This window comes from Mesorhizobium sp. 2RAF45 (assembly GCF_052115225.1).
Lineage (GTDB): Bacteria > Pseudomonadota > Alphaproteobacteria > Rhizobiales > Rhizobiaceae > Mesorhizobium > Mesorhizobium jarvisii.
Genome location: NZ_JBFRGG010000003.1, coordinates 110,983 through 132,693 on the forward strand (window position 1 = coordinate 110,983; position 21,711 = coordinate 132,693).

General features: G+C 64.8%; 21 protein-coding genes. 12 read left to right on the top strand and 9 right to left on the bottom strand.

The window, feature by feature from the left end; translation table 11 throughout:
* Window positions 1-2 precede the first annotated feature (2 nt).
* Genes AB4Z43_RS09995 through AB4Z43_RS10005 form a run of 3 tightly spaced genes read right to left on the bottom strand, consistent with a single transcriptional unit; the run spans window position 3 to window position 3,082 of the window.
* Window positions 3-1,514 carry an RnfABCDGE type electron transport complex subunit D gene (locus AB4Z43_RS09995; protein ID WP_441937216.1) on the bottom strand — a complete coding sequence of 504 codons (1,512 nt, stop codon included), beginning with the start codon at window positions 1,512-1,514 and terminating at the stop codon, window positions 3-5.
* The gene (locus AB4Z43_RS10000) at window positions 1,511-2,230 is read right to left on the bottom strand and encodes an FAD:protein FMN transferase (protein WP_223217833.1); all 720 of its coding nucleotides are present in this window, start codon (window positions 2,228-2,230) and stop codon (window positions 1,511-1,513) included. Before AB4Z43_RS10000 ends, AB4Z43_RS09995 begins: the two co-directional genes overlap by 4 nt.
* Window positions 2,231-2,254: 24 nt before the next feature.
* Complete coding sequence (locus AB4Z43_RS10005; protein WP_441937219.1) at window positions 2,255-3,082, bottom strand: FMN-binding protein; 828 nt, start codon at window positions 3,080-3,082, stop codon at window positions 2,255-2,257.
* Between the two features lie 246 nt (window positions 3,083-3,328).
* Between AB4Z43_RS10005 and AB4Z43_RS10010 the strand changes: the two genes are divergently transcribed.
* On the top strand, window positions 3,329-5,083 hold the full coding sequence (locus AB4Z43_RS10010; protein WP_202361179.1) for an FAD-dependent oxidoreductase: 1,755 nt from the start codon (window positions 3,329-3,331) through the stop codon (window positions 5,081-5,083).
* Window positions 5,083-5,391 carry a UBP-type zinc finger domain-containing protein gene (locus tag AB4Z43_RS10015; protein ID WP_015314705.1) on the top strand — a complete coding sequence of 103 codons (309 nt, stop codon included), beginning with the start codon at window positions 5,083-5,085 and terminating at the stop codon, window positions 5,389-5,391. The genes AB4Z43_RS10010 and AB4Z43_RS10015 overlap by 1 nt, the downstream gene beginning before the upstream one ends.
* Before the next feature lie 49 nt (window positions 5,392-5,440).
* Here AB4Z43_RS10015 and AB4Z43_RS10020 read toward each other — a convergent pair whose 3' ends face one another.
* The 5 genes from AB4Z43_RS10020 to AB4Z43_RS10040 all read right to left on the bottom strand — a co-directional run bounded on the left by AB4Z43_RS10020 (window position 5,441) and on the right by AB4Z43_RS10040 (window position 9,203).
* Window positions 5,441-5,614, bottom strand: coding sequence for a hypothetical protein (locus AB4Z43_RS10020; protein ID WP_019862329.1), 174 nt, complete (start codon window positions 5,612-5,614; stop codon window positions 5,441-5,443).
* A gap of 140 nt (window positions 5,615-5,754) precedes the next feature.
* Complete coding sequence (locus AB4Z43_RS10025; RefSeq protein ID WP_441937222.1) at window positions 5,755-6,237, bottom strand: DUF2127 domain-containing protein; 483 nt, start codon at window positions 6,235-6,237, stop codon at window positions 5,755-5,757.
* A gap of 136 nt (window positions 6,238-6,373) precedes the next feature.
* Window positions 6,374-6,754, bottom strand: coding sequence for a YkvA family protein (locus AB4Z43_RS10030; RefSeq protein ID WP_441937224.1), 381 nt, complete (start codon window positions 6,752-6,754; stop codon window positions 6,374-6,376).
* A 151-nt stretch (window positions 6,755-6,905) separates the two neighbouring features.
* Window positions 6,906-7,085, bottom strand: coding sequence for a hypothetical protein (locus AB4Z43_RS10035; RefSeq protein WP_027047588.1), 180 nt, complete (start codon window positions 7,083-7,085; stop codon window positions 6,906-6,908).
* 96 nt (window positions 7,086-7,181) lie between these two features.
* The gene (locus AB4Z43_RS10040; RefSeq protein WP_441937226.1) at window positions 7,182-9,203 is read right to left on the bottom strand and encodes a transcriptional regulator; all 2,022 of its coding nucleotides are present in this window, start codon (window positions 9,201-9,203) and stop codon (window positions 7,182-7,184) included.
* 215 nt (window positions 9,204-9,418) lie between these two features.
* Between AB4Z43_RS10040 and AB4Z43_RS10045 the strand changes: the two genes are divergently transcribed.
* From AB4Z43_RS10045 to AB4Z43_RS10055, 3 genes are all read left to right on the top strand, one after another.
* A complete protein-coding gene (locus AB4Z43_RS10045; protein WP_441937228.1) occupies window positions 9,419-10,507 on the top strand; it encodes a PLP-dependent cysteine synthase family protein in 1,089 nt (362 codons plus the stop codon).
* Between the two features lie 12 nt (window positions 10,508-10,519).
* Window positions 10,520-12,007: a pyridoxal phosphate-dependent decarboxylase family protein gene (locus AB4Z43_RS10050; protein ID WP_441937230.1), complete on the top strand. Its 1,488-nt coding sequence runs from the start codon at window positions 10,520-10,522 to the stop codon at window positions 12,005-12,007.
* Between the two features lie 68 nt (window positions 12,008-12,075).
* A complete protein-coding gene (locus AB4Z43_RS10055) occupies window positions 12,076-12,432 on the top strand; it encodes a hypothetical protein (RefSeq protein ID WP_027047591.1) in 357 nt (118 codons plus the stop codon).
* Window positions 12,433-12,494: 62 nt separating this feature from the next.
* Here AB4Z43_RS10055 and AB4Z43_RS10060 read toward each other — a convergent pair whose 3' ends face one another.
* Complete coding sequence (locus AB4Z43_RS10060; protein WP_240564570.1) at window positions 12,495-14,009, bottom strand: winged helix-turn-helix domain-containing tetratricopeptide repeat protein; 1,515 nt, start codon at window positions 14,007-14,009, stop codon at window positions 12,495-12,497.
* Between the two features lie 229 nt (window positions 14,010-14,238).
* On the opposite strand from AB4Z43_RS10060, the gene AB4Z43_RS10065 reads away from it, so the two are divergent.
* From AB4Z43_RS10065 to AB4Z43_RS10095, 7 genes are all read left to right on the top strand, one after another.
* The gene (locus AB4Z43_RS10065; RefSeq protein WP_051726949.1) at window positions 14,239-14,487 is read left to right on the top strand and encodes a DUF1127 domain-containing protein; all 249 of its coding nucleotides are present in this window, start codon (window positions 14,239-14,241) and stop codon (window positions 14,485-14,487) included.
* Window positions 14,488-14,630: 143 nt separating this feature from the next.
* The gene (locus AB4Z43_RS10070; protein ID WP_019862338.1) at window positions 14,631-15,002 is read left to right on the top strand and encodes a hypothetical protein; all 372 of its coding nucleotides are present in this window, start codon (window positions 14,631-14,633) and stop codon (window positions 15,000-15,002) included.
* A 111-nt stretch (window positions 15,003-15,113) separates the two neighbouring features.
* The gene (locus tag AB4Z43_RS10075) at window positions 15,114-15,740 is read left to right on the top strand and encodes a CDGSH iron-sulfur domain-containing protein (protein WP_064985346.1); all 627 of its coding nucleotides are present in this window, start codon (window positions 15,114-15,116) and stop codon (window positions 15,738-15,740) included.
* A 58-nt stretch (window positions 15,741-15,798) separates the two neighbouring features.
* Window positions 15,799-16,101 (top strand): cupredoxin domain-containing protein, encoded by a 303-nt coding sequence (locus AB4Z43_RS10080; RefSeq protein ID WP_019862340.1) that lies wholly within the window; start codon window positions 15,799-15,801, stop codon window positions 16,099-16,101.
* Between the two features lie 175 nt (window positions 16,102-16,276).
* Window positions 16,277-18,319 (top strand): hydantoinase/oxoprolinase N-terminal domain-containing protein, encoded by a 2,043-nt coding sequence (locus AB4Z43_RS10085; protein ID WP_019862341.1) that lies wholly within the window; start codon window positions 16,277-16,279, stop codon window positions 18,317-18,319.
* 269 nt (window positions 18,320-18,588) lie between these two features.
* Complete coding sequence (locus tag AB4Z43_RS10090; protein ID WP_441937234.1) at window positions 18,589-20,760, top strand: malate synthase G; 2,172 nt, start codon at window positions 18,589-18,591, stop codon at window positions 20,758-20,760.
* A gap of 252 nt (window positions 20,761-21,012) precedes the next feature.
* Window positions 21,013-21,597: a DUF308 domain-containing protein gene (locus AB4Z43_RS10095; protein ID WP_441937236.1), complete on the top strand. Its 585-nt coding sequence runs from the start codon at window positions 21,013-21,015 to the stop codon at window positions 21,595-21,597.
* Window positions 21,598-21,711: the final 114 nt, after the last annotated feature.

Sequence of the window (21,711 nt, forward strand, 5' to 3'; positions counted from 1 at the left end):
ACTCAGGCAAAGCCGGGGAAATAGTCGACCTTTATCTTCGAGCGGCGAACACCCATGGCCAGCAGCGTGTCGCGCAGCGCCTTGACCATGGCCTGGGGGCCGGAAATGTAGAAGGTCCGCTCCAGATAGTCGGGAATGGCCAGGCGCACCAGGCGCGCGTCGATATAGCCGGGATACTGGCCCCGCTCGGCCCCCCGGGCCACGGCAAGCACCGTCCTTATACCCAGTTCCCGTCTCGCCGCGCCGAGCACGTCGCGATAGGCGATGTCCTGCTGGGTCTCTGCTCCGTAGAGGACGACGATGGGCCGCCTTTCATGGCTGTCGATGAGATATTGCAGCATCGAGCGGAATGGCGTGATGCCGATGCCGCCGGCCAGGAAGGCAATCTTGGTTTGGGGATTGGCCGGCAAGGTGAAGTCGCCGGCCAGCTGGGAGGCGTGGATCGTGCTGCCCGGCTTCATCGCGCCCAGCATTCGCTTGAAGGCGCTCGATTGCGGGTAGAACTTGACGCCGAGCCGTATGGATTGCTCCGTGGGCGCCGACGCCACCGTGAAATAGCGGCGGTTGCCGCGACTGTCCGATCGGTCGAGCCCAAGTGTCCATTCCAGATATTGTCCAGCCTGGAAGGCAAGCTTTCGCGGTGACCTGAAGATGAAATCATAGCTGTCGACCGCCGATTGCTCGATGCGCTCGAGCGTCAACACGAGGCGTCCTCTCGGGCTCACGGCGTAGGCAAACAGATTGCCGGTCAGAAGCGCCAGTTCCGGCGTGAAATAGAACGAGCCGACATGGATGTTGGGCGCGAACAGGAAGCCGACGATGGCGGCGAAGGCGATGCGTGGCCACCGTGTCGTCGGCGCCGTCAGCGGCTCGGTCAGCATCACGAAGGCGAAGAACAGCAGCGGCGACGAGCCCAGTGTCTCCGTCAGCGCGGCAGCGTATTGCGACGGCTCGGTGGTTGCCAGGATTGTCGCCAGCGCGACGACACCGAAGGTGGCGACCAGATCGAGCCGGCGCAGCTTGCGCCCCATGAGAAGGCCGCCAAGAAGCACGACGGGAAGCAATGGCAAATTGCCGCCGACCCACCAGGTGGCCGGCTGGTCGAGCAGCAGCGCGGTCAGCGCCACGCCCAGCGCCGCGGGATTGAACAGGTGTTTCCCGCCGATGGCGAGGATGAACTTGGATGAAATCGCCCAGACGCAGGCGAATACCACCGCGCATATCCCCTTGAGGTCCGTGGCGGCCACCGGATCGAGGATGAGCGCCAGGATGAGGGCGGTGATGTAGACCGACTCGTTGTTGGCCGGAACCTTGAAGACGGCGGCAAAAACCCTGTTGGCGATCCAGCAGGCTGCCAGCATCAGCCCCGTCGTGAAGGCGAGCATGACCGGGTCATGCGGCACCAGTTTGAGGAAACCGAGCACGAAGGCCGTGCCCAGCAGGGCGATCAGGTAATAGAGGACCAGCCGGTACATGGTCTGATGGTCGAGAAGCCGGTCGATGGTCTTGATCATGGCTGGCAAAAAGCTCCGAAGCCGCTCGTCGGCGTGGCCCGACGGTTGCTGTCGACGACGTAGCCTTCGAGGCCAGGCGCCTGTTCGAGAAAGAGAATGCCCTGCCGGCCCATGGCGAAGGCGGCGGTGGCGAAACGGTCGGCCTCCAACACATCCGAGCCGATGACGGTCAGGCTGACGATTTCGGTGATCGGATCGGCTCCGAGCGGATTGTAGATGTGCTGCCCGCGCACATAGGTGCCGGAGGTGGCGACGCCGTGTCCTCGCGGGTAGACGATCTTGATGATCTCTTCGGCATTGAAGGGATTGCGGATGCCGACGCTCCAGTCGAGACCCGAAGCATTTCGGCCGCAGGACTGGATGTCGCCGCCCGCCTCGATGAAGAAATCGCCGACGCCGGCCCGGCGAACGATCCCGGCGGCATTGCGGATGGCCCAGCCCTTGACGATGCCGGACGGGTCCAGCGATCCGTCGGGCTTGCGGATGTCGAAATATCCGTCCGTCTGGTTTTTCGTCTGTGCGGCAAGCGCCATCACTTCCATCATTTCGGCGCTCCAGTCGCGGATCGGAAGATCACCCCGGTTGATGGCCGAAATCTCGCTGTCGGTCCTGTAGGTGCTGAAGCGGCGGTCGATGTGCTCGAAATAATCGAAGACCGCTTCCACAAGGGTCGCACCCGAGGCACCGGCGATGTCGACGGTGATGGGCATGCCCATCAAGATCCTCGTGTCGCGCATCGATCAGGACGATGCCTTCTTCAATGCGCCGCCAAGCGACTGGATGAAGGCCTTGCTGGTCAGCGTGGCGCCCGAAATGATGTCGACATTGGCGCTCTGCGCACTGATCGCCTCGTCACGCAGCATCGGCAGCGCCTGCCTGTTGATGCTGACCGAGGTGCGGCGGTCATTCGGGTATTTCAGCACCTTGAGCGCCGTGAGACGGCCGCCTTGGATGGAGGCCTGAATCTGGATGAGGCCGTAATAGGCATCGGCGGCAGGACCGGTGTAGGTACCGTCGGCAAAGCCGTGCCCCGCCGGCTTGGGGCTCACAGCCAGCTTCATGGCGGCCTTGAAGACGCGGGCGGGTGCTTGCGGATAGTCCGGCCTCGGCTGGGGAATGGGGATATAGACGGCCGGGGTTATGGTGAAGGATGCCGTCCGTGGCGCGGCATCGGCGCCAATTTGAACTGGCGCCTGTTCGGGCTGGGCTGCGGGCGCTTGAGAAAGCTGCGGAGGGCTGGATGAGAGCGGCGGCTTTATCGCCTGCTGCTTCGGGGTGGGCGCCGAGATCGCGGCGGTGGTTTCGTCGCCGACCGATGTTGGCTTGGGTGCAGGAGGATCGAACCGCACACTCTGCTGGCGGATCCCAGGCGATGGCGGCGCAGGCGCTGGAGTGGGATCGGTTCGAACGGGGCTGGCCGGAGCTGGGGGCTGCACCACACTGTCCTCGGCCGCATTGGCGGAACCCGCTGTGTCGATCATGTCGCCGGCAGGACCCTTGCCTGCCTGGTCCCATACATAGGCGCCCGAAGACGCGATCACGAAAAGTGACAGGGCAATCTGTTTCATGGGCTCGTTTCACCTTGAATCCCGTGCCGGCGAATCGGCTTCGCGGCTATTCGGAAACAATGTCTCACGATCCACCTGACAATTGGCTGTCAGGCCCCGGCACCGTCGACAGCACCGATCCTTGAGCCTCCAGTCGTCACCTCGAAACGAACGGGACGACGGCGGCCGTCAACCAAACCTGCCCTCGCGGCTAGGCGCTGAACAAACCACTTCAAACCGGGCCGCGGCTTCGCTACGCTTGCGGCCATGTCTCAATCCAGCACCGCGATCTTCGGCGCCCGTCGCGACCAGGCGTTTCCCACGCTGAGCGAGGCCGACATCGACCACATGCGCCGTTTCGGCGAGGCCAGCGCCTATGCGGCCGGCGAGCACATCATCAGGGCCGGCGATGTCGCGCCGGGTCTGATCGTCGTGCTGTCGGGCAAGGTCGATATCACGCAGGATGGTCTTGGCCGGCGCGAGACGATCGTCACCCACGGCCCCGGCAGCTTCGTCGGCGAGCTGGCGCAGCTTTCGGCCCGGCCCTCGCTGGTCAATGCCGAGGCCGCCGAGCCGGTCGAGGCCTTCGTCATTCCCTCGCGGCGGGTGCGCGACCTGATGGTGCAGGAGGCCAATCTCGGCGAGCGCATCATGCGGGCGCTGATCCTGCGCCGCGTAGGGCTCCTGGAAAGCGCCACAAGCGGGCCGATCATCATCGGACCATCAGGCAATGCCGACGTGCTGCGGCTGCAGGGCTTCCTGGCTCGCAGCGGCCAGCCGCACCGCGTGCTCGATTCCGGCAGCGACCCTTGCGCCAAAACCCTGGTCGAGCGTTTCGATGTCGACCCGCACCATCTGCCGGTCGTGCTGTGCCCGAACGGCAGGCTGCTGATGAATCCCGGTGAGAAGGACCTCGCCCGCTGCATCGGCCTGCTGCGGCCGATCGATGCCGATACGCTGTATGATGTCGCCATTGTCGGCGCCGGGCCTGCGGGCTTGGCGGCGGCGGTCTATGCCGCCTCCGAAGGGCTGTCGACCATCGTGCTCGATTGCCGGGCCTTCGGCGGCCAGGCCGGCGCTTCCTCGCGCATCGAGAACTATCTCGGCTTCCCCACCGGCATCACCGGCATGGCGCTGATGGCGCGCGCCTACAACCAGGCGCAGAAATTCGGCGTCGAAATGGTGATCCCGGACGAGGCGAAGCTTTTGAGTGCCGCGACCGACAATTCGGGCGCCCGTTACCTGCTCGATGTCGGCGACGGCGAGACGGTGCGCACCCGCAGCGTGGTGATCGCCAGCGGCGCGCGCTATCGCCGCCTCGATGTCGCTAATTTGTCGCAGTTCGAGGGAACGTCCGTCCACTATTGGGCCTCGCCGATCGAAGGCCGGCTTTGCGCCGGGCAGGAGGTGGCGCTGGTCGGCGCCGGCAATTCGGCCGGGCAGGCGGCCGTCTATCTCGCCAGCCATGCGCGCAAGGTGGCGCTGCTGGCGCGCGGCGGCAGCCTCGATGCCTCGATGTCGCGCTACCTCGTCGAGCGCATCAAGGCGCAGCCGAACATCGAGGTGCTGACCGAGACCGAAATCGAGGCGCTGGAGGGCGAGGAAGGCAATCTTGCCACTGTCCGCTGGCGCAACCGTGTCAGCGGGCAGGAGACGACACGACCAATCGGCCACCTCTTCCTGTTCATCGGCGCCGATCCCAACACCGACTGGCTGGCGCAATGCAATGTGGCGCTCGACGCCAAGGGCTTCGTCCGCACCGGATCGGAGCTCGGACCGGAGCATGGCCTGATGGAGACCAGCCGCAGCGGCGTGTTTGCCATCGGCGACGTGCGCTGCGGCTCGGTCAAGCGCGTCGCGGCCGCCGTCGGCGAAGGTGCCCAGGTGGTCGCGGCCTTGCATGCCTATCTCGCGCGGGACGGCAGCCCCGCCGTCACGCCTCAAAGCATGATCCCGAAAAGTGGCAACCGGTTTTCGGAAGAAGATCACGCTTCAACGAAGAGATATTTCAGGAGAGAGTGATGGCGGACGAATGCAAGCATGCGGCCGGGATCAAGGATGTGACGCCGAGCGCGCTCGGCTGTGAGGAATGCCTGAAGAGCGGCTCGTGGTGGGTGCATCTGCGGCTCTGCCGCACCTGCGGACACGTCGGCTGCTGCGACGACTCGCCCAACCGCCACGCGACAAAGCATTTCCACGCCACCAGCCATCCCGTCATCGAGGGCTACGATCCGCCGGAAGGCTGGGGCTGGTGCTATGTCGACGAGGTCTTTCTCGACCTCGGCGACCGCACGACGCCGCAGAACGGGCCGATCCCAAGGTTTTATTGAGGCGCCGCGCACGCGGCCAAGTTTCCGCCCGATACTGCCGATCTCGCGATCAGTCCCGCTTTGGCGTCACGGGCGCGCGTGCCGGATTGTCGACGCTGTTCTCATTCACCTGGAAGGCCTTTCCTTCGACCTTCTTTTTCCTGAGATCGTCGCCGGTCTGCGGTTGCGGCGGACCCTCGGGATTTTGCTCGGTGTTTTCGTTGACGTCGAGGGCTCGGGTCATGATGTCCTCCAGGGCTGTCCTGGAAGACAATGTTCGACGCGGCACGCGGTTCCGCCGGCAAAGCAGGCGCGCCTTGCAATCAGGCGTTTGTGGCCGGACAGCAGCAGCGTTTACCGTCGGTCCACCTTGTGCCGGCACCGTCATGCCGGCTTGTGCTGTCGCACGACCCTCCACTCATGCCAGATCAACACCATCACGACCGCATCGAAGACGGTCAGGACCAGCAGGCCGGGTGAATGGGTGTATGAGTAGCGGTAGACTTGATAGATCATGAACAGGCCCAAGGCCGCGAGCGAGGCCGGGTAAGACCAGAGCTTGCCTCTCAAAAGCCCGACAACCAGGGCAAGCTTTATCAGGCCGTGGCTGAGCAGGTAGAAGGCGTAGAACTCTTTGCTGGCGATAGAAAAATGGCTTGCCATCTGCGACAGATGCCCAGCTATGAAATCGTTCGGATCTTCGATCAATTCTTCCGCGGTGAGGGCATTGACCCAGGAGGCGATGGTATCGGTGGTGACGACATAGAGCAGAAGCCCGCCGATGCATTCGATCAGGGCATGCGCGCCCTTCAGCCATACGCTGACTTCGAAGATCTGATGGATGCGGTGTTCATCGACGGGTTTCAACAATCCACCTCACAACCAGCCACGTGGTACGACTGGCTTACCGCGAGAACTCCCGGCTGGACAATCTGGTGACCAAAGTTCTTTAGGCCGCCAACGGACGCGTGCAGAACGCGATCGACGGGACGGCTCTTCAGGATCAGCCCGCGAAGTACCGATACCCCAGCCATCCCGCCAGCGCCACCGAAGCGACCCAGATACAGGCGATGATCAGCGCCGCGCCGCGGCTCACCGGCCTATCGATGGCGAGGGCGGCGGCCGCCCTGTGTTCTGCCATGACCTCGGGCGGTATCATCTTGACCACGGCAAGGATGCCCAAGGGGACCAGGACCGCATCGTCGAGGTAGCCAACCACGGGGATGAAATCGGGAATCAAATCGATTGGCGACAAGGCGTAGCCCGCGACACACATAGCAAGCGCCTTGGCGTACCACGGCGTTCGGGGATCGCGCGCGGCGAGGTAGAGCGCATGCACGTCGCGCTTGATCGTTCGCGCCCATTCATTCGTTCTCGGAGCCATTGGCGACCTTAACGCCGACGATGATGCCCCGATAGCGCACGCCAGCCGCCCGGCGCCCCTACATGGCATCCGCCTCGAAGAGCTGACGGACCTCTTGTTAATACATGGCACCGGTTCGGGGCTTCCCGCAAGCGGCTCGGAGCCGCTCCGTTTATCGCACGGATCCGGTAACGGTCCGGTCGACATCCGGAACGGACTTGCGGTCATTGCCGGCAAGCGCGGCTATGAGCAGCAGGCTGGCCACCACCGGAACGAACAGGACAGCGACACGGGCCTGTACATGAAGAATGGCGCGCCATTCGTTGCTGCGCTTGTCGGGGCTGTCGCTCATCATACTCACTTTGCCATGGACCCCCCGAGGGGTCACATAGAGGTGAACTGTTAAGCAACTCCTTCCGACTTCGTTAACGGGGCCGCAAGCGCGAAATCAGCTGAGCCCAATGCGCCTCGCGCCTTGCCGGAACAGCGCCTCGGCATCGGGGTCGAAGCGGAAGGTGCCGATGAAATCGTCGGCACGGTAATCAGGCAATGTCCTGCGGATCGCGGCGGCGAAGCCGCGCGCCTCCTCGAGCCGGCCGGCAAGCGCCAGGCAGTGCGCGGCGATCGCCAGGATGATGGTATGCGCGTTGGGCCGCGCCGCCGCCTTGAGCGCCCATTCGGCCGCCTCCTCGAACTGGCCGAGCCGGACATGCGACATGGCGCGCGACCCCAGCATGCCGAACAGCAGCGGGTCGAAGGGGCTGAGATGCCGCGAATGGTCGGACGAGCTTATCGCCGCCTGCGGGTCACCCGACTGCGAGTGGACGAAGGACAGCGCGTAATGGCCAAGCGCGAAATTCGGGCTGAGATCCACCGCCCGCTCCAGTTCGGAGAGCGACCCGTCCTGCTCGCCGCGCAGCCACAGCGCCCGGCCCATCGCCCAGTGCGCGGCCGGATTGTGATCGTCGACCAGCAGGCTGTGGCCGGCGCTCTCATAGGCCAGCGCGCTTTCCCGGTCGCGGTCGCCCCAGCGCTGGAAGGCATTTTGCCAGTGGGTGAAGGACAGGCCGGCATAGGCGCGGGCAAAGGTCGGATCGAGCTGCAAGGCCTTGTCGAAGAAATGCCGCGCCTGCTCGTTCTCGGCCTGGGTGAAGCGGTACATGTGCCAGAGGCCGCGATGATAGGCTTCCCAGGCATTGAGCGAGTTGGGCGCCTTCAGCATGGCGCGGTTGCGCTCGACCGTTTCGATCTCGGCCGAGATCGACGACACGATGCTGTCGCCGATATCGTCGAGCACGGCAAAGAGGTCGTCGGGCCTCCGCTCGAAGGTTTCGGCCCACACAATCCTGGCCGTGCGCACCTCGACCAGCTCGACGCTGACGATCAGGCGGCCGGTCAGGCTGCGCACCGTGCCGGTGGCGACATAGTCGACGCCAAGCTTTCTGCCTGCCTCCTCGGGTGCCATGGCTTTCTCGGCCAGCGCGAAAACCGATCCGCGTGCGATGACGAAGAAATCCCTAAGCTTGGCAAGCCGGGTGATGATGTCGTGGGTGAAACCGTCGGCGAGCCCGCCACGCCCGCCGCTTTCCTCGACAAAAGGCATCACCGCCAGCGACGCCTGGCTTGGCTCGACCGTGGCCACGTCATCCGCTGTGACCACCAATTGCGGCAGTGTGGAAAGGCCGGCCGGCTGTGACTTGAGCGGGCTGCTTGACTGTTGATGGCGGATGGCCTGCCAGGCCGCGCGAAGCGGGGCGAAATCCAGCTCTTCCGACTGGAATAGGCGAGCAGCCGACGCCAGATGCTCCTCGGCCGCGCCGATAGCCCCGCGCTCGGCCAGATTGGATAGCAAGGCCAGATGAGCGCGCGTGTCGAAAGGCGCCAGCTCGACCCATTTATCGAGATGCGTGGACATTTCGGGCGAGCCCGCCGGATGGTTTGCGGCAAGCTGTTCCAGCACGGCGGCGTGGTATGCGTGAAAACGCCGGCGCTGGGCGACCAGCCAGCCGTCGAAAAGCGGGCTCCGCTCCAGCTCCAGCCCGTCGAGCAGATCGCCGGCGAAGAGTCCTGCCAGCGCCTGCAGCCGCTCCACATCAAGCGTAGCGATCCCTTGCGCGGCGGCATGGCTGATCTCCAGCGCATCGACATGGCAGCCTTCGAGATCGAGCGCGACCGTATCGCCTGGGGTGATGACCCGACGCCGGTCCGGCGTGTCGAGGGCGGCGCGCAGCTTGCTCAGGCACCAGCGCAATTCGCCGCGGGGGTCGTTGGGCACATCCCACAGCAACTCGCACAGGCGGCCACGGCCCACGGCGTGCGGCGCCAGCACCAGATAGGCCAGGAGCGCGCGCAACTTGCGCGATGCCGGCAGCGCCACTGGCACGCCGTCGCGCAGGATTTCCAGCGGTCCGAGCAGGCGTAAGGACAGGATCGGCCTGTCAGCCTCCAGCCTCGATGGTGCGGATTCCACGTGCGTTTCCACGCCTGCTCCCACGCTGGCCCGTCGACCCTTGCTGTATCACCAAACGTGACACGGCGCATCCGGGGCGAATCTCGCGCCGGATACCGTCATTGCCGCATCGTCGGCATGTCAGTCCTAGCGCGGCCATGTCTCGAAACCTCGCCGCCCAAGCCGCCGGTTTGTAACCGGCCTGTGAAGATGAACACGATCGAGGAGATCAAAACATGTTGAATCGACAGAAAATCAGAACCACCGCCGGACGCGGCCGCCTGTTCGACAGCATTCTTGACACCGTCGGCGACACGCCGGTGATCCGCATCAACAATCTGGCACCGGCCCATGCGACGATCTACGTCAAGGCCGAGTTCTTCAACCCCGCCGCCTCGGTGAAGGACCGGCTGGCGCTCAACATCATCGAGCAGGGCGAGCGTAGCGGCGCATTGAAGCCCGGCCAGACGGTGGTCGAGGCAACCAGCGGCAACACCGGCATTGGGCTGGCCATGGTCTGCGCGCAGAAGGGTTATCCGCTGGTCGTCACCATGGCCGACAGCTTTTCGGTCGAGCGCCGCAAGCTGATGCGCATGCTCGGCGCCAAGGTGGTGCTGACGCCACGCGCCGAAAAGGGTTTTGGCATGTACAAGAAGGCGGTGGAACTGGCCGAGGCCAATGGCTGGTTCCTCGCCCGGCAGTTCGAGACGGCGGCGAACGCCGCCATCCACGAGGCCACCACGGCGCGCGAGATCATCAATGATTTCGCCGGCTCGCGGCTCGACTGCTTCGTCACCGGTTACGGCACCGGCGGCACGGTCGTCGGCGTGGCGCGCGTGCTGCGCCGCGAGCGGCCGGAGACCCGCATCGTGCTCTCCGAACCGGCCAACGCGCAGCTGGTCGGCAGCGGCAAGGCGCAGCAGCGCGGTGCCCATGGCGCCCCTGCCGCCAGCCACCCGGCCTTCGAGCCGCATCCGATCCAGGGCTGGACGCCGGACTTCATCCCCAACGTGCTGCAGGAAGCCATCGACGCCAGCCTCTATGACGAGGTGGTGCCGATTACCGGACCCGAAGGCATGAAGTGGGCCAAGGCCTTGGCGCAGAAGGAGGGCATCTTCACCGGCATTTCCGGCGGCGCCACCTTCGCCGTGGCGCGGCAGGTCGCGGAAAAGGCGCCGGCCGGATCGGTGATCCTGTGCATGCTGCCCGACACCGGCGAGCGCTACATGTCGACGCCGCTGTTCGACGGCATCGAGGCCGAGATGGATGCCGAGGAGATGGCGCTGTCGCGCTCGACGCCCGGCTGCCAGTTCCCGGCGGCTTGACGGAGACCGGTCATGGACATCGCGCAGGAAACCCTCGGCGTGGCCGCCGAGGAAACGCTCGACCCCGCCGACTGGGCCTCAGTGCAAGCCCTGTCGCACCAGGTCATCGATGATGCTGTCGATTACCTCAGCGACATCAGGGACCGCCCGGCCTGGCGCGAGATGCCGGCGGAGGTGCGAGAAGCCTTCGCGGCACCCTTGCCGCGATCGCCGGCGCCGCTGGCTGCCGTCTACGGCGAGGTGTCGCGCACGGTGATGTCCTATCCGATGGGCAACATCCATCCGCGCTTCTGGGCCTGGTACATGGGGTCGAGCAACTTCACCGGCGCGCTCGGCGATTTCCTGGCGGCGATCCAGGGTTCCAATCTCGGCGGCGGCAACCACGCCGCCGGGCTGATGGACAGCCAGGTGGTGAACTGGTGCAAGCAGATGCTGGGCTTTCCCGCTTCCGCCTCCGGCACGCTGGTCAGCGGCGGCTCGATGGCCAACATCATCGGCCTGACCGTGGCGCGCAACACCAAGGCCGGCATCGACGTGCGCGAGCACGGCGTCGCCGCAATCGAAAAGCCGCTGCGCTTCTATGGCTCGGACCAGATCCATTCCTGCCACCGCAAGGCGATGGAAGCACTCGGCCTCGGCAACCGGGCGCTACGGCGCATCCCGACGGATGCCGACCTGCGCATCGACATACCGGCCTTGCGGGCGGCGATCCTTGAAGACCGCGAAGCCGGCTTCAAGCCGGCCTGCGTCATCGGCAATGCCGGCACGGTGAACACCGGGGCGATCGACGATCTGCGGGCGCTCGCCAAGCTGGCGCATGAGGAAGGCCTATGGTTCCATGTCGATGGCTGCATCGGCGCGCTGATCGCGATCGCGCCCGACAATGCGCATCGCGTCGCCGGCATCGAATGGGCGGATTCCGTCGCGCTCGATCCGCACAAATGGCTGCACGCGCCGTTCGAGGTCGGCTGCGCCCTGGTCAGGGACGCCGTCGCGCATCGCCGGACCTTCGCGGTGACGCCGGAATATCTGGAATCGACGCCGCGCGGCCTCGCCTCCGGCGAATGGCTGCACGATTACGGCCTGCAGACCTCGCGCGGTTTTCGCGCGCTGAAAGTCTGGATGGCGCTGAAGGAACATGGCGCCGATAAATTCGGCCGCCTCATCGACCAGAACATCGCGCAGGCCTCCTATCTCGCCGGGCTGATCGAGGCCGAGCCGCTGCTGGAGCTGGCGATGGCGCCGACCATCAACATCGTCTGCTTCCGCTACCAGCCCGGCGTCACCGGCGAGGCACTGAAGGCGCTCAACACCGAGATCATGCTGCGGCTGCAGGAAAAGGGCATCGCCGTCCTTTCCGACACCACGGTGCATGGCGAGCACTGGCTGCGCGTGGCGATCGCCAACCACCGCACAAGGAGCGACGATCTCGATCTTCTGGTCGGCGAAATGGTGCGGCTGGGGCGGCAGATCATGGCGGAAGGTTCTTCCGTGAAATAGTTCCAAAAGCGAAGCGACAGGCATGGGCGGTCATGCGATTCTGCGGTGGTGATTCGGGAGGTCCGACCGTGACGCTGTTTCGTATGGCCGTGCTCGCGGCGCTCGTCTGCACGACCTCGGCCAAGGCCGCCGACATGGCCTTCTTCGTCAAGAACCTGCGCAAGGAAGCGGTAGCGGTCGAGCTGTTCAGCCGCGACCGCGAGACCGTCTGGCCGGGCAACGGCAAGGTGTTCCTGATCGACCCGAATTCCCAGAAATCGGTGCCTCTTTCCTGCAATCAGGGTGAGCGCATCTGCTATGGCGCCTGGGTCGACGGCAATGACCGGATCTCGGCCGGCGTCGGGCCTGATAACGACCAGCCTTGCGACACCTGCTGCTTCATCTGCGTGGAACACACGACCGAGACGATCGATCTGGTGCCGTGATTGGCCGGGCGTCACCAGAGCAATTCCGGGAAATTGTGAAATGGTTTCGGTCAGGAATTGCTCTAGGGAAGGCCCGCCTTGCGAAAACCGTCGACGAAATGATCGCGCATCGCGGTGTCGCGGAATGGCTCCGTCCAGACCCAGTAGCTGGTCGTGAAGTGCGGGTTGCCGATGAGGAACATTTCGACCTCGGCCCGCGCCTCGTCGAGCCGGCCGAGTTGCGCCAGGCTCGCCGCCAGGAAACGGCGTGAGCTCGTCCGGTAAGTCTCCTCCCGGCGCAAGGTCTCGACGGCGGCTTCGTAGTCGCGCGCCGCATATTGTGCTTCGCCGAGCGTCAGATAGTACCAGCTTGCCGGATAGGGATTGAGCCGGAACGCCTTGCGGATGTGCTCGAGGCCTTCCTCGACTCGTCCGGCCAGCACCGCGATGTCGGACAAGGTCGCCCAGGCGTCGGCCTCGTTCGGGTCGAGTTCGAACGCTTTGGCGAATTCGGCTTCCGACTCTTCGAAACTGTGCTCATAGGCGAGCAGATTGCCGAGCACCCAACGGCAGCCGGCATCGTTGGGATCGATCGCCACGGCCTTGCGCGCCAGTTCCAGCGCGATGCGACGGTTGGGGTCGACCGGCTCGCCCCAATGCACCCATCCCATCCAATGGTTCATGGCAAGCCAGCGATGAGCCTCGGCGTAGTCCGGGTCGAGAGACACCGCGCGCGTCAGCAACAGATGCGCTTCCCTTGCCGTCTGTGGTGATTCGTCGATCAGCTTGCGCGCCCGCACGCACAGATCGTAGGCCTCGAGATTTGTCGGCCGGTTGCGTGGCGGCGGCGCCCGCAGCCGTCCGAGCAGCGCCTCGACGATCTTGGCCGTGGCCTCGTCCTGAACGGCAAATATGTCGTCCAGGCCGCGATCGAAGCGTTCGGCCCACAGATGCTCGCCGCTTATCGCGTCGACCAGCTGGGCGTTGATGCGCACGCGCCCCGCGGCGCGTCTGGCGCTGCCCTCCAGCAGATAGCGCACGCCAAGCTCCTCGGCGATCGCGCGCACGTCCATCGCCTTGCCCTTGTAGGCAAAGGTCGAGTTGCGGGCGATGACGAACAGGCCCGGGGCCCTGGACAAGTCGGTGATCAGATCCTCGGTTAACCCGTCGGCGAAGGCCTCCTGCTCGGGGTCGTTGCTGAGATTGACGAAAGGCAGCACCGCTATCGATGGCTTGTCGGGCAGCGGCAAGGGTTTACGCTTTGCCCGGTCGAGCTTTTCGATGGCGCCCGTGAAGCGGTAGCCGACGCGCGGAACCGTCGATATCCATTCTCCGCCATCGGCGGGCGGACCAAGCAGCTTGCGCAGCTGCGCGATCTGGACGGTGAGGTTGCCTTCCTCGACCGCCGTTCCCGGCCACGCCGCATCCATCAGCTCGGCTTTCTCCAGGATTTCGCCGGGCCGTCCGACGAGCGCGGCAAGCAGCTTCAGCCCACGATAGCCGACAGCAACAGGATCGTCGTTCCGAAGCAGCGTTCCCGCACCCGGATCAAGCACGAACGGACCAAAGGCAAAGCGCGATCCCTGCATAGGGCGCATCTATAGAGCAATTCCGCGAAAAGTGTGAGGCGGTTTCATCGGGGAAAGCGCGCGGCGCCTCCCCAGGGAATGGCGTCAAAACAACGCGTTAGCGCCTGTTTGGAACTTTTGAGAACTATTTGGCAGGGCTTAATTACGGCGCCCTCCATATCCTGCAGAATTCAACCTCGTTCAGATCAAAGGCCGCCCATTCTCAAGCCTGTGGGCGCCAAAACATATGGAGGTTGTCATGACCAATATCTTTGCTTCGGCCCCGCATCAGGCAGTGCGGTGTGGAGCGCGCGTGGGGCAGACATCGCGCCGGCGCTACAGCCTTGCCACCTTGCGGAACACCATCGCGGCCTGGCGTCAACAGACACGCTATCGCTGGGACCTCAAGCGGATCTCGGAAGTCAATCCGCATCTGATCGACGATATCGGCCTGACCAGGCGGGAGGTCGATGAAGAGATCGCCAAGCTGCCGTTCTGGCAACGATAGGGCGAAGCCTGCAATGACGCCGGTTGGTCGTTTAGCTCCCGCGATTCTATCAGGGATTGTCGTCATCCCCCTTTAGCACCGGCCCCCGTCATGGCATGATGACCCCATCGGCCGTGGGGGCCGATTCTTCATCGGGGGTTTCCATGTCTTTCATACCAGCGCGCCGGCTTGCCGCCGCGTTCTCGCTTGCCATCCTTTTTGCACCAGCCGCCCATGCCGGCGACGTCACCTTTGCCATCAAGAACAGCCATCCCAACGCCATGCGCCTTGAGCTCTACAGCCAGGATCGCGATTATGTCTGGCCGGGCAACGGCAAGGACTTCTATCTCGATGACGGCGAGACCAAGTCGTTGCCGATCTCCTGCAACGAAGGCGAATCCATCTGCTACGGCGCCTGGGTCGATGGGGACGAGGGCACCTATTGGGGCGTCGGCCCCGGCAACAAGGAAAAATGCGAGGATTGCTGCTACACCTGCAGCGGCGGCGAGACCGAGGAGATCAATCTCGTCCCCTGATCGGTTTGCCAGCTTGACGGTCTCCCCCATGGGAGCGATAGCCTGTGCCGATACCCAAAGCGCGCCGCGTCGGTTCAGCCGCGCCGCGCCCCAGGCGAGAGGAGCACGGCAATGGCAGGCACGGTCGAGGGTGAGAAGATCGACGTCGGCTTTTCCGGCAAGCGCTGCATCCATTCGCGCAATTGCGTGCTCGGCGACCCGCATGTCTTCGTGCCCAATGCGCCGGGGCAATGGATCCATCCCGACGCGGCCAGTGTCGAAAAGATTGTCGCCATCGCCGAAAGCTGTCCGTCGGGTGCCATCACCTATGTCAGGAAGGATGGCGGGCCGCAGGAACAGCCGCCGGTGGTCAACACCGTGCGGCTGCGTGAAAACGGCCCGCTTGCCGTGCATGCCGAGATCGTGCTCGACGGCGAAACCTTCTTTCGCGCCACGCTGTGCCGCTGCGGCGCGTCGGAAAACAAGCCGTTCTGCGACGGCAGCCACAGCAAGGCCGGCTTCACCGCCACCGGCGAACCGCCGCTGAAGGACATGCCGGCGCTCGAAGCGCGCAACGGCCCGCTGAAAGTGACGCCGACCACCAACGGCCCACTCAAGCTGGAAGGCAATGTCGAGATCGTCACCGGCACCGGCCACACGATCGACCGCACGCAGCGCACCTTCCTCTGCCGCTGCGGCCACTCGGCCAACAAGCCGTTTTGTGACAATACGCATAAGAAGATCGGCTTCGTGGCATAAAAGGCCGTTCGCCAGCGTTAGTGTAGGATGAGGGTTCGCGCTCAGGAGGAAATCCATCATGCGCACCATGCTCGTTCTTGCTTTGCTTGCCTTTGCCGTGCCCGCCTACGCCGCCAATCATGCGGTCCAGATCAAGGGCATGAAATTTAACCCACCGAAAATCGCGGTCGCCGTTGGCGATACCATCACTTTCACCAATGCCGACTCGATGACGCACACCGCCACCGCGCTCGATGGCTCCTTCGACACCGGCCATCTCGCCACCGGCAAGAGCGCCAAGGTCAAGGTATCGGCGGCCGGCGCACATCCATTCCATTGTGCGATCCACAGCTCGATGAAGGGCATTGTCACAGCCAAATAGCGGCATCCTCGCCAGAGGGCCCCTGGCGTTGCGGTCAAAGCCGCCGATCCCCTCCCAAGGGGAGATCGGGGCTCCTATTGCGGTCATCGCGTGTTGGCCCAGCGCTCGTGGCTTTATCGGCCGGCCGCGATAGGCTAAGGGCGGGAAGCAAAATTCCCCACCGCCCGGACTGCCAATGACCGCCAAGACCAAGTCAAAACCTCTGTTCCTCGGCATCGACACCGGCGGCACCTACACCGATGCCGTGCTGTGGTCCGAGACGGAGGGCCCGCAGCAGGGGCCGAACAAGGGCAAGGTGCTGGCCAAGGCCAAGGCGCTGACCACCAGGCATGATCTCGCTGTCGGCATTTCCGGCGCGGTCGACGCGGTGCTCGAAAAGGCCGGTACCGATCCGGCCGCGATCAAACTGGTCTCGATGTCGACGACGCTGGCCACCAATGCGCTGGTCGAGGGCCAGGGGGGCCGCGTCGCGCTCGTCATGATCGGCTTTTCCGAAGCCGACCTCGCCCGCGATGGGCTGAAGACCGCGCTCGGCACCGATCCGGTGGTGTTTTGCCCGGGCGGCCATGATGTCCACGGCAATGCCGCCAAGCTCGATCTGTCAGGGCTGGAAGAGGCCCTGCCGGAACTCGGTGCCTCGGTGTCCGGCTTTGCCGTGTGCGCCTATTTCGCCACCCGCAACCCGGCGCATGAGATCGCCGCCCGCGAACTGATCCGCGACAAGACCGGCCTGCCGGTCACCGCGAGCCACGAACTCTCGGCCAAGCTCGGCGGCCCGCGTCGGGCGCTGACCACGCTGCTCAACGCCAGGCTGATTTCGATGATCGACCGGCTGGTGGCGGCGACCGAAGGGTTTTTGCAAGCCCGCAACATCGCCGCTCCCCTGATGGTGGTGCGCGGCGACGGTGCGCTGGTCTCGGCGGTGTTCGCCCGCCAGCGGCCGATCGAGACCATTTTGTCCGGTCCGGCGGCCAGCCTGGTCGGTGCCCGCCACATGACCGGGCTCGACAATGCCGTGGTCTCCGACATTGGCGGCACCACCACCGATGTCGCCGTGCTCGACAAGGGCCGGCCGCGCCTGGATCCCGAAGGCGCCACCGTCGGAGGCTTCCGCACCATGGTCGAGGCGGTCGCCATGCGCACCTTCGGCCTTGGCGGCGATTCCGAAGTGGCGCTGGAGGACGGCGCGCTCAATCCAAAAATCCTGCTCGGGCCGCGCCGCCTGGTGCCGCTGGCGCTGGCCGGCATGGCGCATGGCGACGCCGTCAAATCGGAGCTCGAACGCCAGCTGCGTTCGCCCAATCCCGGCCGCATGGACGGCCGCTTCGCGGTGCGCACCGGCGTGCCGGACAGGCTTGCGGCGGGCCTCACCGCTCCGGAAGCTCGGCTTTACGAGGCGATCGGCGCGACGCCGCTTGCCCTCGACAGGTTGCTGACGTCCAATGCCCAGAACGCCACCTTGAACCGGCTAGTCTCGCGTGGACTGGTGCATATCTCAGGCTTCACCCCGTCGGACGCAGCACACGTGCTGGGCAAGCAGGCCAATTGGGATGCCGCCACCGCCCGCCTCGGCGCCGAGCTGTTCGCCCGCAAGCGCGATGGCCGTGGCCAGCCTATCGCCGCGTCGCCGGAAGTGATCTCGGAGCGCGTGCTGGTGACGCTGACGCGCTGGTCGGCCGAATACATCCTCGAAACCGCCTTCGCCGAGGACGGGCTCGATGGCGCCGCGACCGTGGCGCACGCGCTGGTGCAGCGCGCCGTCGATGCCCATCCCGGCATCGCCCGGTTGAGCGTCGCGCTCGACCGCCCGGTCATCGGCCTCGGCGCTTCCGCGCCGCTGCACTACGCCGGCCTGGCGCCCCTGGTCGGCAATGACTGCGTGGTGCCCGAGGACACCGATGTCGCCAACGCGCTCGGCGCCGTCGTCGGCCAGGTCAGGGTCTCGGCCGAAGCGCGGGTCAGCCAGCCCAGGGAAGGGCTGTTCCGTCTGGCCTCCGGAGAAACGGTGCGCGATTTCCTCGACGAGGCTGCGGCGATCGCCGCTGCCGAGGCCGATGTGCGAGCGATCGTGGCCGAGCGCGCCCGGGACGCCGGTACCGACAATGCCGAGATCGACGTCGCGACCGAGTTCAAGGTTTCCACCGTCGAAGCCCAGCGCATGTTCATTGAGGCGCATGTGGTGGCGGTCGCCTCGGGACGGCCAAGGATCGCGATGTGAGCGCCTTCCTTCTCCCCGTTCATGGGGAGAAGGTGCCCGAAGGGCGGATGAGGGGCAAAGCCAAGGGAATGCAGTTTCACTGTGCCGCCCGTTCGGCCAACGCCGCGCCGCCCCCTCATCTGGCTGCCGCCATCTTCTCCCCATAGAACGGGGAGAAGGACGCAGCTTCGCCAACCTTGCCTAAATGTCCCCTTCACCTTAAGCCGAATTGACCCTGTAGACCTGACATGCCAAAGGCCCGCCCGAGCCTTTCGTCTGGAGACAAGCTGATGACCGATCGCATCGAGATCGCTGGATTGCGGATTGCCCGCGCGCTGCATGATTTTGTGGCTGGCGAGGCCGTGCCCGGCACCGGCATCGCCGCAGATGCGTTCTGGAACGGTTTTTCGGCCATCGTCCACGACCTCGCGCCGAAGAACCGGGCGCTGCTCAAAAAACGCGACGCCATGCAGGAAAAACTCGACGGCTGGTATCGCGACAATGGCGCGCCGGTCGACATGGAGGCTTACAGGGGCTTCCTGAAAGAGATCGGTTATCTCGTTCCCGAAGGGCCGGCCTTCAGCGTGTCGACGGGAAATGTCGATCCCGAAATCGCCGTTGTTGCCGGGCCGCAGCTGGTGGTGCCGGTGATGAATGCGCGCTATGCGCTCAACGCCGCCAATGCGCGCTGGGGTTCGCTCTACGATGCGCTCTATGGCACCGATGCCATTCCCGAGACCGGCGGCGCGGAAAAGGGTAAAGGCTTCAACCCGGCGCGCGGCGCCAAGGTCATCGCCTGGGCCAAGGATTTCCTCGACCAGTCGGTGCCGCTCACCTCGGGCAAATGGGCGGGGGTCAACGGCCTGTCGGTGGCGCATGGCGCGCTGAAGCTTGGCGCCGGCGCCGGCGGCACCACGCTGGCCGACCCCACGCAATTCGTCGGTTATCGCGGCGATGCCGCCAACCCCGATGCCGTGCTGCTGGTGAAGAACGGACTGCACATCGAGATCGTCATCGACCGCGCCAACCAGATCGGCCGCACCGATCCGGCGGGCATTGCCGACGTCCTCCTGGAATCGGCGCTGACCACCATCCAGGACTGCGAGGATTCGGTCGCGGCGGTGGATGCGGAGGACAAGGTCGTGGTCTACCACAACTGGCTCGGCCTGATGAAGGGCGACCTCGCCGAAGAGATCAGCAAGGGCGGCAAGACGTTTGTCCGCAAGCTCAACCCCGACCGCGCCTACACCGCGCCCGGCGGCGGCACGCTGACGTTGCCCGGCCGCTCGCTGATGCTGGTCAGGAACGTCGGCCACCTGATGACCAATCCGGCGATCCTGGACCGCGACGGCAACGAGGTGCCGGAAGGCATCATGGACGCCGCGCTGACGGCGCTGATCGCGTTGCACGATGTCGGGTCGAAAGGCCGCCGCGCCAATTCCCGCGCCGGCTCGATGTATGTGGTGAAGCCCAAGATGCACGGGCCGGAGGAAGTCGCTTTCGCCGTCGAGATCTTCGACAGTGTCGAGGCGCTGCTCGGCATGGCGAAGAACACCATCAAGATGGGCATCATGGACGAGGAGCGGCGTACTACTATCAACCTCAAGGAAGCGATCCGCGCCGCGAAGGAACGCGTGGTGTTCATCAACACCGGCTTCCTCGACCGCACCGGCGACGAGATCCACACCTCGATGGAAGCCGGCCCGATGATCCGCAAGGGCGACATGAAGCAGGCCGCCTGGATCTCCGCCTACGAGGCCTGGAATGTCGACACCGGGCTCGAATGCGGGCTCGCCGGCCATGCCCAGATCGGCAAGGGCATGTGGGCGATGCCGGATCTGATGGCGGCGATGCTGGAACAGAAAATCGCGCATCCCAAGGCCGGCGCCAACACCGCCTGGGTGCCGTCGCCGACGGCCGCGACCTTGCATGCCACGCACTATCACAAGGTCGACGTCCATGCCGTGCAGGCGGCGTTGAAGAGCCGGCCGAAGGCGAAACTCGACGATATCTTGTCCGTTCCGGTGGCCGTGCGGCCGAACTGGACACCCGACGAGATCCAGCGCGAACTCGACAACAACGCGCAAGGCATTCTGGGCTATGTCGTGCGCTGGATCGACCAGGGCGTCGGCTGCTCGAAAGTGCCCGACATCAACGATGTCGGCCTGATGGAAGACCGCGCCACGCTGCGGATCTCCTCGCAGCACATCGCCAACTGGCTGCGCCACAAGGTGTGTTCGGAGATCCAGGTACGCGATTCCCTGCAGCGCATGGCGGCCATCGTCGACCGCCAGAATGTCGGCGATACGCTCTACCGGCCGATGGCGCCGGATTTCGACACCTCCATCGCCTTCCAGGCCGCCTGTGACCTGGTGTTCAAGGGAACCAGCCAGCCCAACGGCTATACGGAGCCGGTGCTGCACGCGCGGCGGCTGGAGCTGAAGGCGCGCGATAGGACCTGAAAAGCGCCTCGACGCTGTGGATGCGCCCGACCGTCTCGCTGGCGCCGGCCAGTGCGCGCGCTAGCGAAGGCTGCCACTCAAGTCAAAAACATGCCTAAAGCAGCCACTGTCGTTCCTTGGCGCCAGCGCAGGCGCAAGCGAACGCTGATCACATAAATGCGATGTCGAGGTGACCGGCAATCAGTTCCAGGCGCCTTGACGACCACTAATCTACCTACTAGTTGGTAGGTAGATTAAACGAGAGACCCCATCATGCCTGGACAAATGAACGATCAGAGCCCGTCATCAAACGGCTGGCTCAAAAGCTATTACTATCTGCGGTTTGCCGTATCGGCAGCCTGGGTTGTGGCGGCTTTCACCGTCGCGAAAAGCAGCCCGCCGCTCGCTGCCGCCATGCTGGTTGCCTATCCTGCATGGGATGCGCTTGCGAATTACATCGACGCCCGGCGCACCGGCGGGCTCGGCCGCAACAAGTCGCAATTGCTGAACTTCGCCGTCAGCATCGTCGCCACGATTGCGGTCGCCATCGCGCTCGGTCACAGCATGAATGCGGTGCTCTCGGTCTACGGCGTCTGGGCCGTTGTCTCCGGCGTGTTTCAGCTCCTGACCGCGGCGCGGCGCTGGAAAACCAACGGTGCGCAATGGCCGATGATCCTGAGCGGCGCCCAATCGGCGCTGGCGGGTCTGTTCTTCGTCAAGATGGCCGGCGGCACGGAGATCATCGGCATCACCAATGTTGCACCTTATGCCGCGTTCGGCGCCTTCTACTTCTTCGTGTCCGCTCTGTGGCTGTCGGTCAGCGACGTCCTTCGCAAGTCGCCGCGGGTCGCAAGTTAGGGCAATGCCAGCAAAAGTGTTAGCGCTTTTCCTTGGGAATCGCTTCAAAACAAACGGGTTAGAGCGGTTCGCCGGTTTCCATGAAACGGCGAACCGCTCTAAGTGCAGAGGAGC